This is a genomic window from Serratia sp. JSRIV001, assembly GCF_019968745.1.
Classification (GTDB): Bacteria; Pseudomonadota; Gammaproteobacteria; order Enterobacterales; family Enterobacteriaceae; genus Chania; species Chania fonticola_B.
Map to the genome: position 1 here is coordinate 3,441,696 of NZ_CP074147.1, position 15,208 is coordinate 3,456,903.

At 55.8% G+C, this 15,208-nt stretch carries 17 protein-coding genes and 1 pseudogene; 11 read left to right on the top strand and 7 right to left on the bottom strand.

Annotated elements, in window-relative coordinates:
- Nucleotides 1–290 precede the first annotated feature (290 nt).
- Nucleotides 291–533 (top strand): hypothetical protein, encoded by a 243-nt coding sequence (locus tag KGP17_RS15940; protein ID WP_223497947.1) that lies wholly within the window; start codon nucleotides 291–293, stop codon nucleotides 531–533.
- Between the two features lie 379 nt (nucleotides 534–912).
- On the opposite strand, the gene KGP17_RS15945 is transcribed toward KGP17_RS15940, so the two are convergent.
- The 4 genes from KGP17_RS15945 to KGP17_RS15960 form a co-directional block, all read right to left on the bottom strand.
- Nucleotides 913–1,305, bottom strand: coding sequence for a zinc-ribbon domain-containing protein (locus KGP17_RS15945; RefSeq protein WP_223497948.1), 393 nt, complete (start codon nucleotides 1,303–1,305; stop codon nucleotides 913–915).
- The gene (locus tag KGP17_RS15950) at nucleotides 1,295–1,807 is read right to left on the bottom strand and encodes a hypothetical protein (protein ID WP_223497949.1); all 513 of its coding nucleotides are present in this window, start codon (nucleotides 1,805–1,807) and stop codon (nucleotides 1,295–1,297) included. The genes KGP17_RS15945 and KGP17_RS15950 overlap by 11 nt, the downstream gene beginning before the upstream one ends.
- A gap of 87 nt (nucleotides 1,808–1,894) precedes the next feature.
- Nucleotides 1,895–2,332 carry a hypothetical protein gene (locus KGP17_RS15955; protein ID WP_223497950.1) on the bottom strand — a complete coding sequence of 146 codons (438 nt, stop codon included), beginning with the start codon at nucleotides 2,330–2,332 and terminating at the stop codon, nucleotides 1,895–1,897.
- Nucleotides 2,333–3,400: 1,068 nt separating this feature from the next.
- Nucleotides 3,401–4,174, bottom strand: a complete 774-nt coding sequence (locus tag KGP17_RS15960; RefSeq protein WP_223497951.1) for a hypothetical protein — start codon at nucleotides 4,172–4,174, stop codon at nucleotides 3,401–3,403.
- Between the two features lie 662 nt (nucleotides 4,175–4,836).
- Between KGP17_RS15960 and KGP17_RS15965 the strand changes: the two genes are divergently transcribed.
- The 3 genes from KGP17_RS15965 to KGP17_RS15975 all read left to right on the top strand — a co-directional run bounded on the left by KGP17_RS15965 (nucleotide 4,837) and on the right by KGP17_RS15975 (nucleotide 7,425).
- Nucleotides 4,837–5,043 carry an AlpA family transcriptional regulator gene (locus KGP17_RS15965; RefSeq protein ID WP_223497952.1) on the top strand — a complete coding sequence of 69 codons (207 nt, stop codon included), beginning with the start codon at nucleotides 4,837–4,839 and terminating at the stop codon, nucleotides 5,041–5,043.
- 1,159 nt (nucleotides 5,044–6,202) lie between these two features.
- Complete coding sequence (locus tag KGP17_RS15970; protein WP_223497953.1) at nucleotides 6,203–6,793, top strand: inovirus-type Gp2 protein; 591 nt, start codon at nucleotides 6,203–6,205, stop codon at nucleotides 6,791–6,793.
- Nucleotides 6,794–7,104: 311 nt separating this feature from the next.
- Nucleotides 7,105–7,425 carry a zinc-ribbon domain-containing protein gene (locus KGP17_RS15975; protein ID WP_223497954.1) on the top strand — a complete coding sequence of 107 codons (321 nt, stop codon included), beginning with the start codon at nucleotides 7,105–7,107 and terminating at the stop codon, nucleotides 7,423–7,425.
- Nucleotides 7,426–7,457: 32 nt separating this feature from the next.
- Here KGP17_RS15975 and KGP17_RS15980 read toward each other — a convergent pair.
- The 3 genes and pseudogenes from KGP17_RS15980 to rfaQ form a co-directional block, all read right to left on the bottom strand.
- Nucleotides 7,458–8,260 (bottom strand): annotated as a pseudogene (locus tag KGP17_RS15980) (glycosyltransferase family 9 protein); the annotation flags it as partial.
- On the bottom strand, nucleotides 8,257–9,480 hold the full coding sequence (locus KGP17_RS15985; protein WP_223497956.1) for an O-antigen ligase: 1,224 nt from the start codon (nucleotides 9,478–9,480) through the stop codon (nucleotides 8,257–8,259). The gene KGP17_RS15985 and the pseudogene KGP17_RS15980, both read right to left, overlap by 4 nt.
- 41 nt (nucleotides 9,481–9,521) lie before the next feature.
- Complete coding sequence (gene rfaQ, locus KGP17_RS15990) at nucleotides 9,522–10,700, bottom strand: putative lipopolysaccharide heptosyltransferase III (protein WP_223497957.1); 1,179 nt, start codon at nucleotides 10,698–10,700, stop codon at nucleotides 9,522–9,524.
- A gap of 306 nt (nucleotides 10,701–11,006) precedes the next feature.
- On the opposite strand from rfaQ, the gene KGP17_RS15995 reads away from it, so the two are divergent.
- The 7 genes from KGP17_RS15995 to KGP17_RS16025 all read left to right on the top strand — a co-directional run bounded on the left by KGP17_RS15995 (nucleotide 11,007) and on the right by KGP17_RS16025 (nucleotide 15,186).
- Entirely contained in the window at nucleotides 11,007–11,399 is a 393-nt protein-coding gene (locus KGP17_RS15995; protein ID WP_223497958.1) for a hypothetical protein, read from the top strand.
- Nucleotides 11,400–11,484: 85 nt separating this feature from the next.
- Nucleotides 11,485–12,372, top strand: a complete 888-nt coding sequence (locus tag KGP17_RS16000) for a GTPase family protein (RefSeq protein WP_223497959.1) — start codon at nucleotides 11,485–11,487, stop codon at nucleotides 12,370–12,372.
- Nucleotides 12,373–12,714: 342 nt separating this feature from the next.
- Complete coding sequence (locus KGP17_RS16005) at nucleotides 12,715–13,419, top strand: WYL domain-containing protein (protein WP_223497960.1); 705 nt, start codon at nucleotides 12,715–12,717, stop codon at nucleotides 13,417–13,419.
- Nucleotides 13,420–13,481: 62 nt separating this feature from the next.
- Nucleotides 13,482–13,700: a hypothetical protein gene (locus KGP17_RS16010; protein WP_223497961.1), complete on the top strand. Its 219-nt coding sequence runs from the start codon at nucleotides 13,482–13,484 to the stop codon at nucleotides 13,698–13,700.
- A 2-nt stretch (nucleotides 13,701–13,702) separates the two neighbouring features.
- Nucleotides 13,703–13,942, top strand: coding sequence for a hypothetical protein (locus tag KGP17_RS16015; protein WP_223497962.1), 240 nt, complete (start codon nucleotides 13,703–13,705; stop codon nucleotides 13,940–13,942).
- 171 nt (nucleotides 13,943–14,113) lie between these two features.
- Entirely contained in the window at nucleotides 14,114–14,938 is an 825-nt protein-coding gene (locus KGP17_RS16020; protein WP_223497963.1) for a DUF932 domain-containing protein, read from the top strand.
- The gene (locus tag KGP17_RS16025) at nucleotides 14,938–15,186 is read left to right on the top strand and encodes a hypothetical protein (RefSeq protein ID WP_223497964.1); all 249 of its coding nucleotides are present in this window, start codon (nucleotides 14,938–14,940) and stop codon (nucleotides 15,184–15,186) included. The genes KGP17_RS16020 and KGP17_RS16025 overlap by 1 nt, the downstream gene beginning before the upstream one ends.
- Nucleotides 15,187–15,208 lie beyond the last annotated feature (22 nt).

A 15,208-nucleotide genomic window follows, 5' to 3' on the forward strand; every position in this document is an offset into this window, starting at 1 on the left:
AAGGCCCCAAGCTGCGCGTGCCCAGAGCAGTTCCATGCCAGGCTCTCCAACCTTTGTTTTTTTCAACCTGAAAGCCTCGCTACCCAGCGGGATATGATGCGTTGAATAAAGATTGTCGTGGGGGAATGGTTAATGCACCAGAAAACGGTAAACTGCGCAACGGCTGTTCGTGATCTTTCAGGTCTGGTGCCCCACAATCCCAATAGCCTACGTATTGCTCATGTGTGTCACAGTTTACCAGCCCTATTAAGGGGCTGGTTTTTTTTTCAGCCACAGGCAACCGCTAACCGATGCAGACATACACTGTGAGAATAGGGTTACGCGAGCCGTCGACCATCATGCTTAGCCAACTTGACGATGCAATGGAGCAGAAGCGGTTTTTGCCTGCCCTACGGCTTGTCGACGACGACGGTTATATCACCTACCACTATCACACCGGCACAAAAAACAAGCAACAACTCTGCGCCCTGGTGTACAGCATTGCCGAACGCATCCAGCCAGGCCCCGTTGTGCTGATTGACGAACAGGCCTGAGAACAATCCCCCGGTAAGCCACGCCCTCTGACAACCTTAACTGCATCACGTCGTTGCATGGCGCAGCATACTGGGATGGCTAAGCACCGTGTGACACGTAATGCGGTCAGTCTCGGATAATCGTCAATGGCGGCTTCTGGTATGGAAGCGATGCATCGGATGTGGGTGGACAATTCAGGGGGGTTGCAACAGCGCATTAGGTACAAAACTTCAGTCTTGCTGGGGGGGCTTGCTGTGCCGCCATCCAGACAGCACAGCCGTCCACCGCTTTTGTTACCCACGACGCCGGACCTGGAGTCGGCGAACAGGGTTGAACCGCCACCAGGCCCCGTGCTGAGAGTCTGCCAATCAGGCATCAACCGCGTTTTACCCCACCCGTTTATTCCGGCCCCCGTAACGCGACCTCGGTCGTGTAGTGATGCGCTTTACAGTAGGGGCAGGTTTTCAACCCGACATAGGCCTTGTCGCAGCGCACACAGAAGTAATCTGTGGGCGCGAGTTTCGCCAGGACGGGGGCAAACGCCTGTTTAACGGCAGAGGACGCGCGTGGGGAGCTCTGCGTCAGGCGATGGCGGCAATCCTTGGCCAATGTGGGGTCTGCACGCGCCAGGTCGTGTTCAAAGTATCGCCCTTCGGTATGCGTCACGCGCAGCACCAATCGACTGTGGCAATCATCACAGTAGCAGGGCATGGTGCCACCCGGCGGTAGAGTTTCAGCCCGAACCCGTTGCCCGTGGCTATCGCACGCTTCACGCAGCCTTTTAAACTGCATCGAAAGGCTCCTCGTTCCAGGCCTCATCCATGACCCGCTGCCAGGCCTGATCCCGGTCGTAGCGGACCAACGCCTGCCGATGCTCGGGAGCTCTAAAGGCTTCCCTGAAGCCCAGTATAACGTTATTGAGTTGTGCGGCCCGCACGCGCGCGTCTTCCTCCTCCTCATTCAGCTTGAACGGGAACAACGTCCGACAGTGCACAAACAGCCGCAGTGTCGGGTGCTCGCTAACGCACAATGCCGGGGTACGGGCGACCATCAGCAACGACCAGTACAAGCGATTGGCCACCTCGCCCCTGGGAAGCGCACGCCTGCTGCCGGTGATGTCGTCCTCCTGCACGTAAAAACCGCCCCCCACGATCTGGCGTTCCCCCATTTCGGTTAGGCGGCGCAGCAGTAATGCCTGCTGTGCCTTGAAAGTACGATCCGGGTCAAACTGCGGGTCGGTCGATGCAACGGCCTGCGGGGACCGCGTGGTTGATGATGATAAGGATGAAGGCATGGTGTTCTACTCCGGTTAGGCCACCTCGGTATGGATGGTTACACAGGGAGGGTGATGTACGTAAAAAATCTGCCTGGATGGCTGCATTCACCTCCAGGCGGTGTGTTCACTGCAATTACAGTCGTAACGTTCCAGCGCCTGCTGGTGCGCTGGGGACCGGTAGTCCTCCCGAAAGCCCCGCAAGAAGTTATTGAGCTGTGCTGCACGCCAATAGGCGTCTTCGCTGTAGTCTGGGGTGAGCGTCAGGGGAAATAGCGCACGATAGCGATTAAACAGGGCCAGTGTCGGGTGTGCATGGCGGGCATCAACACACATTCTGATTGACCATAACAAGCGATCACTCGCTTCGTCGGTCGACTTGATACGGATATGGCCCGTCTCCCGATTGCCCGTGACGATAAATCGCCCTCTGGCGCGGCTTTCCCCCAATCGGGTCAAGCGGTGCAGCAGTATTGCCTGCAGTCTGGTCAGCGGTGTATCGGTAACGGTTGGCGGGCTTGGTTGTTCCAACGGGGATAGTGGCATTCGTCGTACTCCTGTTATGCCCCCTCGGTATGGGAGGCTACACAGGGTTCCAGGTGTACATAAAAAAACGCAGGGGACGTGAGCGGGCAGAATAGCGGGTGGAGGCCGGTGCCTTCCGCTCAGGGCGAATGTGTCGACCAGTGACTAAAGCGTTACGGGAAAGAAGCTACAGTGGGCTGACGCCCATGCCACTGTGATCCTGGCCCTATCAACGCGCCCCTGCCGGTGTTGGCGTAGTTGCCGGTACCGACTGACGGCAGTGTGGCTAACGGTCAGAGGTCTCCTTACCGGTAATTTTTTACGTACATTCAATTAATATGTAACGAAACCTCAACCCCTGTTGTTGAGCCCCGCAGGTGGCTCCTATGATCTAATAAGATCGGGGTTGGAAGACAACATCGTAGGGAACCGCCAGAGTTCCCGATCAGTCACAGAGAGCAACGTGACCGTAGAGAGAGATACCGTGATCGATTGATCGAGTGAATAAGTGACCGTAGAAAGAGTGATGCTGTGATCGCGTTTAAGGATATCGAGTCGTTGAACGGTAAACCGTCAAGCTCTTTTCCCAGTGAGAAGTGTGCTCTTTAAGCCATAGGTGCAGGGTAGCAACGGATCCACCGACTTAGGGGAGCACAACCCTGTCTGAAACGGTACACCGAGCAGAGCTCAGAGGCAAAGCCGATATGCATCGCCAACGCGGGGTTCAGGCATTAACGGCGGTAAAGTACCGGAGTCCAATCCATGAGGCCGTATTGTACAGTGGCTACAGGGACGAGAATCGGCCGCGCTGGTGACTCACCTTGCCGGTGGCTTCTACCGATTGCCGCTTGCGCCCACGCGGCTCACTACCCCGGGGCCTTTTGCCCCGGCCAAAGGACCGTGTGCAAGCAGGGAGATGGGGACTGGAGTCACTATGGGGTTTGGTGAGATAGGAAGCGACTTCGACCAACACCTTACGTTTGTCGGTGTCACGGTAATGGATCCTCCCAATACCGAGTTTTGCATACGTCTCTTTTTTTTGGTTGCAGTTATAGTAGGTGCTTTTACCCTCGGTAACAGCGGCTCGCTCTAAACAATGACCTTCTTTCTCCTGGCACGTTTATGTTCAGATCCCCCTACGCTTCGCATCCCGGGAAGTACCAGCAAAGAATGGCGATGAGGGTCATTACCACCGGTTCGTATTCTTCGCATCGGTGTAGCATAAAGCGGCATTCGGTCACTGCCACTGCCTGGGTCACTGTCTTGGTCACTGTCTGCATCGATGAATTCCTGAAGATAAGGATGATCACCACGACTTAATGCCAAAAAGGGTAACGCAAGGTTGTAGCTCAATACGGCTGCAAAATTTACTGCACCGCTCTCAAGTAACTTTTTACCCTCCGGTTCAGTTTTCCGGTTACGTTGCTGCCTGTTGGGATTTGCCAGTGACATCCATAAGTCTGCCAACCTCCCCCCGTTCTCCACCGTGCGATCTGCTTTTGAGACAAAAAACATGATATCGACATACGGTTCACCAAACCGTTCAGCGAGCAACACCCATGAATAACCGGTGATGACAGTACCAATTCTGCAGTTTCTGTAACTGTTATTGAATTTTCCCAATACAGACTTAAGCCGTTTGGCGTGGGTGACCTGACCACTTTTATCGTTCAGAAACCGGGCTCGTTTCAGGTGTGACCCTTCTGGCAGTACAGGAGTCAGATAAAATCCGAAGTGAAAATTTTTGATGTCGGGGTTACGCATAAATACCCGATGATAGTGCCCAGCGAGTTTTCCGTTTACCGACTCCGTCTGGGATGATTTCTTTCTCATGTTCACTGTGTTGCCAGAATATTGTTGCATATTGGCTAATGATTATTCGGCGTTATTGGTTATAATGTAACATTATAACTTGTAGTTTGGTTTTTGTCAAGCACTTTGATGGTTAGGGAACTCTGACGGCTGCCTACGGTGTTGTCTTGACTCCCTCCTTGCCTCGATCACTTTTAGATCATAGGAGCCACCTGCGGGGCTCAACAACAGGGGGGGAGGTTACGTTACCTATTACGTGAAAGTACGTAAAAAAATTCCGGAAATCGAGATCGCATACCTGTGCCACGGTCATGATGTTGCAGCGTGACGAACCGACGTTTTTCGTAGAACATCTAACCATAGACTCGCACCGTTCCGTCCTGGATTGTTCGTCAACGCTTATGTTTCTATTTGTGCCGGATGACGTGAAAATTGCGTATATCGCTAACATTGGGTCAAGGGTAATAACCGACGGTGGGGGGCATTTAGCCATGGCCTGGTACCCACGTTAGTGCTCCGATCAGCAACCAGGTGAAAAAAATGCGTTGGTAACCGCAGTGAGTGAAAGTGCAAAAGTGATGAGCTGATTCTAAGATTTTTTACGCCGGTCAGGAATGCCATGACGAACAGGGTGTCCGGTGACCTCGATAGAAAATCAAACAGGGATCCTCACCGTGTTCTCTCTAATCCAATCGATTTCAGAGGGCATCAACATGCACAACACCGTAGACCTGACCAACGACCAGTTGGTGAGTATGATCTTCATCACCGACTTTACCGGGCTGACCGATAAGTGGTTCTACAAACTTATCAGCGAGGGGGCGTTCCCCAGGCCTATCAAATTGGGCAGAAGCTCACGCTGGCTGAAGAGTGAGGTGGAGCAATGGGTGCAGGAGCGAATCAGAGTCTCAAGGAAGTGAGACCTCCATCGGCTATTTTACCTGAGTTTAGCCAAATCACTCAGATGTCAATTGTTGAAGTGAAATTAATTTGGGTTTTTTAATTTAATTAACAAGCACTCCAGTTTTAGTATTTTACTTACTCCATTTTTAGAGTTCTGCTCACTCTAGTTTCTAGTAGCCTGATCACTCGAGTCTGGTACTCCAGTTACCCAGCTTACTTACCTAGCCTTGAAGTCACTGTGTGTGCTTACTCTCCTCTCGCATATTGAGACTTAGTCCGCTGATCCAGGGTGTAGGCATAACCCCGATCGCTACCCTTGTTAATTTCACCCGTAGCTCACACGGATACCTGATTGCGCTGCTGCGAGACTGGCAGGGGTTTGGCGTTAACCCCCGTGAAGTCAGACGGCAAGCCTCGGCAAAAAGGTGTGTATGCCCGAGGTGGGTTTGTTCTGGGCGGGGAGTGGAGTCCAGAGCAGCTCCTGTCAGCCTACCTGTATGTCTGCGCCGTGAGCTATACACGCCTCAGCGAAGTCAGGGGGCGTTACCGTAGAGGTGATGGTTGCGTTACGTTCTGACGCCTAAAGCCCCCCGTGTGGTCAACAATGCGGATAAGGGCGCTGCCCGGTCCGACGTGTCTGCCATATCGTCCCGTTCGATAACGGGGGGAGTGTAGCCAGCGTCAAGCCATCGCCAGGGCGTTGGAAAGCCGTGCCCTATGCCTCGTATGGGTTACGCCAGTTTGTCCCGAAGAGGGCTTTACAGCGCTTTCAGGGAGCACTGAGCAGTACCTTGGGGAGGGACAGGCTTGGGGGCAGCCGTTGGCAGAGCCAAGGCGGCTTGGCGTTGCACATCGGACTTGGGGTCGCCAGTTAATTTGAAGGGCGGCAGCAGTCGCCCCTTTACCCGTTCAGCCCTGCGGTCGCCTGCTCCGACGAGGATGATATGCACCTTCTGTTGAACCGGGTAAGCCTCACGGGGTGCAATAAAGAACCGGGCGTGTCGCTGTAAGCGTCCCAGGTGCCGTATTGGCGCTGACAGCCACCTTCTCGCCGTTGAGTGCGCGCGTACCATCCTTTCTGCAATCAACGGTGATGCCCCCTTTTCCCCCCACACGACCTCATCAGGCCCAGTCCTCCCCCCCACGCTGACGATTTTGAACCCAGGAGTTGATCCCATGCGTAACACAAGCCCATTCAATCGAACCTGGAGCCTTGATTGGTTCTTGAGCCACAGATTGAATTTACACATCGATGAGTTGGTAAACCGTTACTCCCGTCTGTTAGCCTTGCGCGTCGATCTGTCTTATCAAAAAAATACCGTCCGGTACGGCCAGCAGCGGCACCGTCAGCTTGAAAGTGACGTCAGGCTATTGATGACTGAAATGGAGCGTCTGAGCGCCGTTGTGGGGTATTTTTGGGTCATCGAGTGGACCGTTGATCACAAATTTCATGCACACGTCGTATTTTGGCTGGATGGCCATGCGACGCAACGCACCTTTCCCTTTGCTGAGAAAGCCATGGCATTCTGGAAAGCGATAACACAACAGGACGGTGGCTTTCATCGCTGTGACTTTAAAGAGAGGTATCAGGCGGATATCACTATCCCGGTGTGTTACAACGCGCCAGCAAGCATTACCAATATCAAGCGGGTGTTAAGCTACCTTGCCAAAGTTGAGCAGAAAGAGGGGATGCTCTTCCCCTTCGGTTGCAATGACGTTCCCGAGCGTTCGGCGGTGGGGCGTCCTCGTAAGGCAGGCCATGCCTAAGCTCAACCGCACCGCCTGGCCATCAATGTTCGTTCAATCCAACGCGCGTCGGTGACGATAGTCGCTATCCCGCAAGCCACCTGCTGCTTGACCTCGCTTGTTGAGCTGACTTTCATTTCCCCTTCGTGCCCGAACACAGGGACGGGCACCCCCTGCGCGTAAGGGTGTGCAGAGAACCAATAATATGAAATCCTTTATCACGCTGGACGGCCATGGCCGCTTGACCGGGGCTAGAACAGCCCAGACCGCCCCTGACGCACGGATTAGCCATACCGATCAACACAGCCGTCCCCCCCGTCGGAGGTCACCGTATGCGCATGTTGAAATGTTACCTGGCCAATGACAACGTCGGACACTTTGTGACGATTAAAGAGGCCATCAACAGAGGCAGTGGCGTGCTCACCTGCATATCCTGCGGTTATCAGCTGATATTGCAAGTGGGGTATACCCGGCGTGGCCCGTGGTTCGAGCATGACCAGCGGACGGTCCCGCAATCAACGCTGATGAACTGTGCAAATCTGGATCCACGGGTGAAAACCGAGGCGAAGCACGCGGCGTTGCGCAAAACTTGCAGCACCTATCGTATTACGCACAGGGTACTGCGCGTTGTACCAGAGTCATTACCAGGGTGAAAAGCACTGCATTGCGTGTGGTTATGGGATAAACCGAGGTGTATCGGGGCACAGTCCGCCGATATCACCAGATCCAGTAAGCTCATTGCCGCCACCCGTTCCCTGACTGACGGCGTACTGAGATAACGTGCGTCAATATGGGCGATCGGCGGTTCTGTCGGGGAGATAAAACAAACAGATCCATGGCAGGACTCAAGGTGGCCGCCAGTTGACACCATTTCTCACGACGCCAGCGACGCTGGGGCGATTTATTGGCGATAAACAGCCCGATACGGCACCGGGTGCGGGTGCGTGTCCCGTATAACCGATGCCACTTCGCCTGTAACTCAGGTGCCGGATAAACCTGCAACCGCAGTGCGCTACTCTGCATCTGACCCAGCTCTGGCACCCGTGCATACCCCGAGAGGGCCTCGTGGCGAAGTGCCCGGTTGGCGACGTGCTGCGGATTGCGGCCATCAAACGCGGTCACGGCGTTATGCCAGCGACAATCCCTGACATTGCGTTGCCGGGCAAACTGAATGCTGTTCTTATGTATCCCGCCGTTGGGAATGACCCGCAAATCAAAACCCCATCGCCGTAAACGCCCAATCAGGGCTAGCCGGTCAACGAGTGCAGCCAGCCTGCCAGGCCGAGGGTTGCGCTCACGGTATTTACTGTAGACATAGGTATGGTATTGCGTCACTGCCGGGTTATTGAGCAACGCATCCTGATTGTCCCTGTTCGCCAGAACAGGGATGTCTGCAGCGGGACAACGTTACTTCATCGCCGGTATAAATACCGTGGTACGGTCCATATCCCCCAGAAAATCCATCCGGATTATCAGAATACGCTTCATGGAACCGTGGCCTCTCGCCTGACTACCGTCAAGCTCGCCAGGTTTGCCGCGATGACCATAAACAGATGCCCTTCGGCTGAGTCCAGCAGGAACGAATTGAACAGGTGGCAGGCCATATAGCTGCCCAGAATGGCCACCCACAGGTTACGGCAGGCGACCGGTTGACGCCAGGCCGCCCGCAGGCAGCACCACATCCAGCCCAGAAACAGCGCCAGCCCCAGCAGGCCGTTCTGGACCGTCTCCAGCAGATATTCATTGTGCGGGTTATGTACACTGTAGCCGGTCTGGGCATTGCCGTACCAGAAACTCCCGGCCCCGTTTCCCAACAGGGGAGCCTGTCTTATCAGCCGGAACGCCTCACGGGCAAAGGCCGTTCGCTGCCCCATCGAGTTGTCACAGGCCTGATAGGCCCGTTCAGCCGGAGCCAGCACACAGTGGCGAACCTCCTGCAGACCCAATGCCAGGCGCTCCGTGGCACGATTGGGAATCAACACCAGCGCCAGCGTCACCAGCAGACCGCAGACCAACACCCCGAGACGCTGCCGACCGGGTAACGTCAACAACAACCAGACGCCCACCCCGACCAACAACGCCACATAGCCGGTACGTCCCTGAACCATAAGCAACACATTGGCCGTTGCCAGCGCGGCCAGTACGCCATAGCCCGCGCGCGTGAGGCCGGATTGTGCGAAGGCTCGGGACAACCACACCAGAACCGCGAACGCCATAAACACGTTCTGGGTTATCTGCAACTTGAAGACCGTAGGGTTCTGCGGGTCGAGACCGCCCAGCGTGACATGCCCGATACCGGACACCAGACTGATGACCAATATCACCGCATTGGACAGCAAAAAGCCGTTGATAAACCGGGTCAGTAACTGGCGGTCAGTCAGGAAGAACAGCGCCAGCGGCAGCACGTACAGCAGCTTTTGATACTTGCCCACCATCTTCGGACCATAGTCGTGGTACTGGGTTAGCAACGACAGCGCCAGCAGGGCAAACATCAAGGCGGGCAACCAGACCAGGGGCTGTTTGAGCAGGGGGAGCACGTAACGATAATCCCGTTGCCACAGCAGGCAGACTACAACCATGCCCAACGCGATATTCATCAGTGCGTTGGACGTCGGCAGGGACACCCCGAGTAAAAATGCCGTCAGGCCAAACCACTGAATGCGGCTTGGGGTAAAGGAAGAGACTGCGGACAAGTTTGTCGATGACATGGTGATGGGCTTCTATCAAGGTGAATTAAAGGTGGTGTCAGTCACTGCGCCGCAGGGGCGGTAGCCGACGTCGCCAGAATGGCGAGTCGATGGTCCACCGCACGGATGACCGCCTCAACCGGAATGGCCTCCAGATAACGTTCCGGGGTATCGGTATCGACGTCGTCAGGGTCGGGCAACGGGCGATAATCGCCCGCCCACAACAGGGTATGCGGCGCCTGCCAGGGCGACCATTGCGCCAGATTACTGGGACCGAACAGCACAACGGAAGGTGTTTGCAGGGCCGCGGCCATGTGCATCGGTACCGAGTCCACGCCAATGAGCAGCATTGCCCGGTCCATCAACACCGCCAGCTCAGGCAGGTCCAGGCGACCCGCCAGATTGACCACCTGCTGCGGTTGGGTACAGCCTGCCAGAATGGCGGTGACCAGGGTGACGTCTTCAACGGAACGCCCCCCGGTCAACACCACGGTTGCTCCTCTGGCGGTGAGGTGATTGATAACCTGCGTGTACCCCTTCACTGACCAGGTCTTGAATGCCCAGCGGGCCGCAGGGTGGAGCAGCACAAAATCCGTCAGGTGATGGCGCTGGCTGAGCCGGTCGACCTCATCCATATCGGATTGCCGGTAGGCCTGTTTCACGCGAGTAACCTGGGTGGGTAAGGCCAATGGCGTCAGAATGTCGAGATGATTCAACACGGTGTGCTGTTGTTTATGGCCATCAACTGTCACCAGCAGGGAATGACAAGCTTGCCACAACCGGTTGTTACGCGTGGGATAACGAAAACCCAGGCTGAAGGCCGGTTGCAGAAAACGGCAATACAGTGCCGCCCGCCACTGGTCCGACAGATTGATGACCAGGTCGTAGCGCGCGCTGCGCAGGCTGTTCCATAAGGCGTGCTCCCCCCGATACTGCGCCTTGACGCCCTGGTGTTTGAGACGCCGGTCAACCGTATAGGTCAGGTAAATGTCGTGATTCCCCGCCAGCATCGCCTGTGTACCGTCATACACCAGCACGTCAATCAGGGCATTGGGGTAATTGACCCGCAGCGTACCCAGCAACGGCGTGGTCAGCAGGACATCCCCCAAATGACGCAGTTTGATAACCAGGATGCGCTGGACCTGCTCACGGTGCAGCAACCGGTTGGGGAGCCGTTGGTCAGGCAACCGGGGCTGGTCGGGCCCAGTCGATACGGTGGAATGGGGAGGCGTTATTGTCATAGGTCATTGTCCTGGAACCCTGCAGAAATCGTCTTGTTCACGGATGTCGAACAGCCTTTACCTGTCGGCGATGCAATTTACCATTGATAGCCTACACAGATCAATATTAATGAATTGATCGATATTAACGATCAATAATATGAGCCGCTCTCTTTGCCGTGGTCGCTTCCCGTGCCGTTTTATGCTGGGGACGATGTGGGGACGTGGAACCCAAAGGGAATCTTTATAACTCAATGATTTCTCACATCTATATTACCAACATGAGTATCGAGAAGCCCTCTCGATAACACACAAGGACACCTCATCATGAAACCGATTATCCCGCTGACCCTGCTGGCTTTCGCCATTCTCTCCCCCCTTGCTCAGGCAAAGACCACCACCACGCTGGCCCAAAACCAGGTGGTCGACGGCCAGCCCCGCATCGTCATTTTCCAGTACGACGGCAAAAATGCCTTTTGTCTGCAGGTGCCGAAAAAGTACCAGCCCAACACGGCGGTGGGCTGCTTTGCCGAAGGCGATGTAGGGGCCATCAACAGTGCCGCCAATGGCAATCTGGGCAGTGACGAGAACTGGACCAACATGAAAGATGAAGGCACCGAGATTTGCTATGCCGGTGAAGGCCGTTGTCCGGTGCCAGCCGGGTTGACAGACCTGCTTGACCCTAAAACCAATAAGGAATGGGGCGTCTGGCGGCCTTAAGCCCGCGTAGCGTCCTCTGCTCAGGGGGCCATCGGTGGCCCCCTTTCTCTCGCCGTAGGTCTGTCTCTTATTCAAGGTTCCCGCCATGACAACACAACGTTCCGGGGTCACCGTACTCCATGAACATCTTTCGCTCCTGCCCGCTGCCGTGCGTGAACGACTGATGCAACGCCTGCAGCAGGTGGTGCAGTATCAGCCGGTGATTGGCGTGATGGGCAAAACCGGTGCCGGGAAAAGTAGCCTGTGCAATGCCCTGTTTCGGGGTGACCCCTGCGCGGTCAGTGATGTCGATGCCTGTACCCGTGCCGCCACCCGGCTGCAACTCACCTTTGGGGCCCATGCACTGACGCTGATTGATTTGCCCGGGGTCGGTGAAAGCCGGGCGCGTGACACCGAATACCAGGCGCTGTACCAGCAGTTATTGCCCGAACTTGACCTGATACTCTGGGTCATCAAGGCCGATGACCGTGCCCTGTCGGTGGATGAGCACGTCTACCACCAACTCCTGAACGCCACAAACCCCAGGGTGCCGGTGCTGTTTGTGGTCAATCAGGCCGACAAGGTCGAGCCGGTGGCCCAGTGGGACCGGGTGAAGCAGCAACCCTCTGCCTGCCAGTGGGACACGCTTGAACGCAAGGTCCAGGCGATTGCCCAACACTTTCAGGTCCCGCCAGCACACATTCAGGTCGTCAGTGCTGCCACGGGGTATCAGTTGCCCGACCTGGTGGAGGCCCTGGTAACCGCGCTCCCAAAGGAGGCCAGCAGTGCGGTGACCGTTCAACTGCGCGAAACCTACCGCACCGACACCGTACTCGACAAAGCCCGCGACGATTTTGGCGACACCGTCAGCGAACTCATCGACTGGGTTATCGACACCGTGCCGCTGCCCACCCCCGTCAAAGCGCTGGTCAAGTCGGTCAACAATACCGTCCGGCAGGTGGCTAAATCCGTCTGGGGCTGGTTTTTCGGGTAACGCGCTGCATCCCCCGGTAAACGCTGACTGACCCCGTGCATCCCTCTGCGGTCCGGCCTCTCAGGCCGGGCCATTTTCTTTTTCTGCTGTCGGCTCACGCCTATCCGGCAGTCTCACGCATTTTTACAGGAGTATTGATGATGGTTCGATTAGTGGCAGGAAACGGCCTTGTGGCCACTCCCTGTCCACGACAATTCGATGCCGACATGCATGAAATCCCTCGTTCGTCGCACCACTCCGGTGATCACCCTGCTGTAAAAATATTTTCCGGTGTGTCCATACCCTGACCGCCCCCTTCTTTACAGTGGTTCTCATTTTTCAGATCGTTGATGGAGCCTCTCAATGCCCCAAATAGCGCCCCGGCATGATCGTCTGGCGGTCAGGCTCTCATTGATCATCAGCCGCTTACTGGCCGGTGATACCCTGAATGTCCGCAACCTGGCCAGCGAGTTTGGGGTTTCCCTGCGGACCTTGCGTCGTGATTTTCGCGAGCGGCTGGTCTATCTGGATTTGGAATACCAGCAGGGTCTCTGCCGTCTCGCCTCAGGCGTCAGTCAGCGCCATACCGAGAAAGACGTGCTGGCGTTTGCGAGACGTATCGGCATCATTGACCTGCTGCCGGGTCTCGACAGTCAGATGATCAAGGCGTTGCTGTCAGCTGATGGTGCCTCTCCCTGCATTTCCTGGCCAACCATTTTTCAGCTACATCACGCCAGCCAGGTCTCAGCGCATTTTGCCACGTTGGTTGACACCATCGCCACCCGACACCGGGTACTGCTGTTGACGCCAACGTGCCGTTATGAGCGGCTCGCACCTTACCGCCTGATGTTTCACGACGGACACTGGTATCTGGTGGGCGAATGGCAGGGGCGCATCGCGGTGATTGTTGTCGATGACATTGATGCAGTGATTGTGTCCAAAGAGAGTTACGTCCCCTGTCAGGCAGTCGATAGCCTGATCACCCACACCCATTTTGTTGCCGCGCTGCCTCACTACCGTTTTATCCGTGAGGTATTACTGCCGTTTCATTCACCACCGAACGAATAAGTCGGTTCGGTGCCACCTGCCAGGCCTGCGCCGGGTTTGATTACGCTTTAAAGGAGAATTTAATGAAAGGTTTTTGGGGACTCTATTTTTTCCTGGGTTTTGTCACCACCGTCTATAAAGCATTCTGGGGGGAACAGGCATCACGTGGTCTGGGCTACGCCATCGGCCAGGGGCTCATTTGGCCCGTGGCCTGGTTTCCTGCCCTGGGTGATATTCTGGGCGGGATTATCTGGTTCTGCGTCATTGCCGGGCTGCTGTTGGCGTATTACGGGAGACGATAGCCATGAAAACGACATGGCCTCTTCTGCTCGTGCTCTGCACCCTAGCGGGCTGCGATGCCCCTGAAAAACGCGAATTCATGCGAGAGTACAAGACGCAGGGCAATACGGCGATGTGCGACTGCGCCTACAACAAAATCACCGCCAGATACGGTGAGGGATGGGGGCGTGACGTGCGCGTCATCCAGAGACCGGACTTTGCTGACTATCTGCTCCAGACTGCCGTCGAATGCACGTCAGAATAAGTCCCGGCGTTAGGCCGAGGCCGGTGTCATCGCTCCACGTGACACCACTGCACCATTGATCCACTTTGCGTTAACACCCGGGAAATTTTCCCCACACCGTCCAGACAGGCTCCCCGGTTTTTGCCGGTGGGGCCTTTTTGTTTTTAGTCTCCGAATAAGGAAAAATTAACCATGACCCGTTTAGCCTCCCGTTTTGGTCGGGTGAATTCCGTTCGCCGCGACCGCCCGTTAACCGTTGATGAATTGGCCCATTACGCCCCCAGCGTATTGGGTGACGACAAACACGCTTCACGCAGCGAAAAGTATAGCTACATCCCGACCATCACCTTGCTGGAACGGTTGCGTGAAGAAGGATTTGAGCCGTTCTTTGCCTGCCAGACCCGTGTTCGCGATCCGGGCAAACGTGAACACACCAAGCATCTTATGCGCCTGCGTCGTTCGGGTCAAATCACTCAAAAAGAGGTGCAGGAAATCGTGTTGCTCAACAGTCACGATGGCTCCAGCAGCTACCAGATGCTGCCAGGCTGGTACAGACAGATCTGTTCGAACGGGCTGGTCTGTGGTCAGAGTTTTGGTGAGATTCGTGTGCCGCACAAAGGGACCGAGATTGTAGATAAAGTGATTGAAGGAGCATACGAGGTACTGGGAATATTTGACCGGATAGAAGAGAGCCGCGAAGGGATGCTGGCGTTAACGTTGACCCCCGAGCATCAGCACGCCCTGGCGCACGCCGTATTGACCTACCGTTACGGCGAAGAACATCACCCCGTTACCGAAAACCAAATCCTGATGCCCCGGCGTTGGGAGGATAAGAAAGATGATTTGTGGACAACATTCCAAAGGCTGCAAGAAAATCTCAGCAAAGGCGGATTATCCGGTCGCAGCGCCACCGGCAAACGGGCACAGACCCGCGCGGTCAACGGGATTGATGGCGACATCAAGCTAAACCGCGCATTGTGGGTTATGGCGGAGCAGCTCAAGCAGGCAGTGGCCTGATGCAACACGTTCCCGCTGACGCGCGGCAGGCAGAGTGGCACCCGTTGCCGCTGGACAATCACCCCGGTAGCCGTTCGATATCAGATGACGATCTGTGCGCCTGGTGCAACCATCTTTGCTACCGCCCCGGTGAGCGCAGCCTGTGCCGGTTGGCTGAGGAAGAAGGTCACTGGCCAGCCTGCGTTGACGTGGATGGCTATGCCCAATCCTGCGCCGAACTGCGGTTGATTTTCACTCTGCCGCAATAACCCGACCACAGTCCCCCGTAAG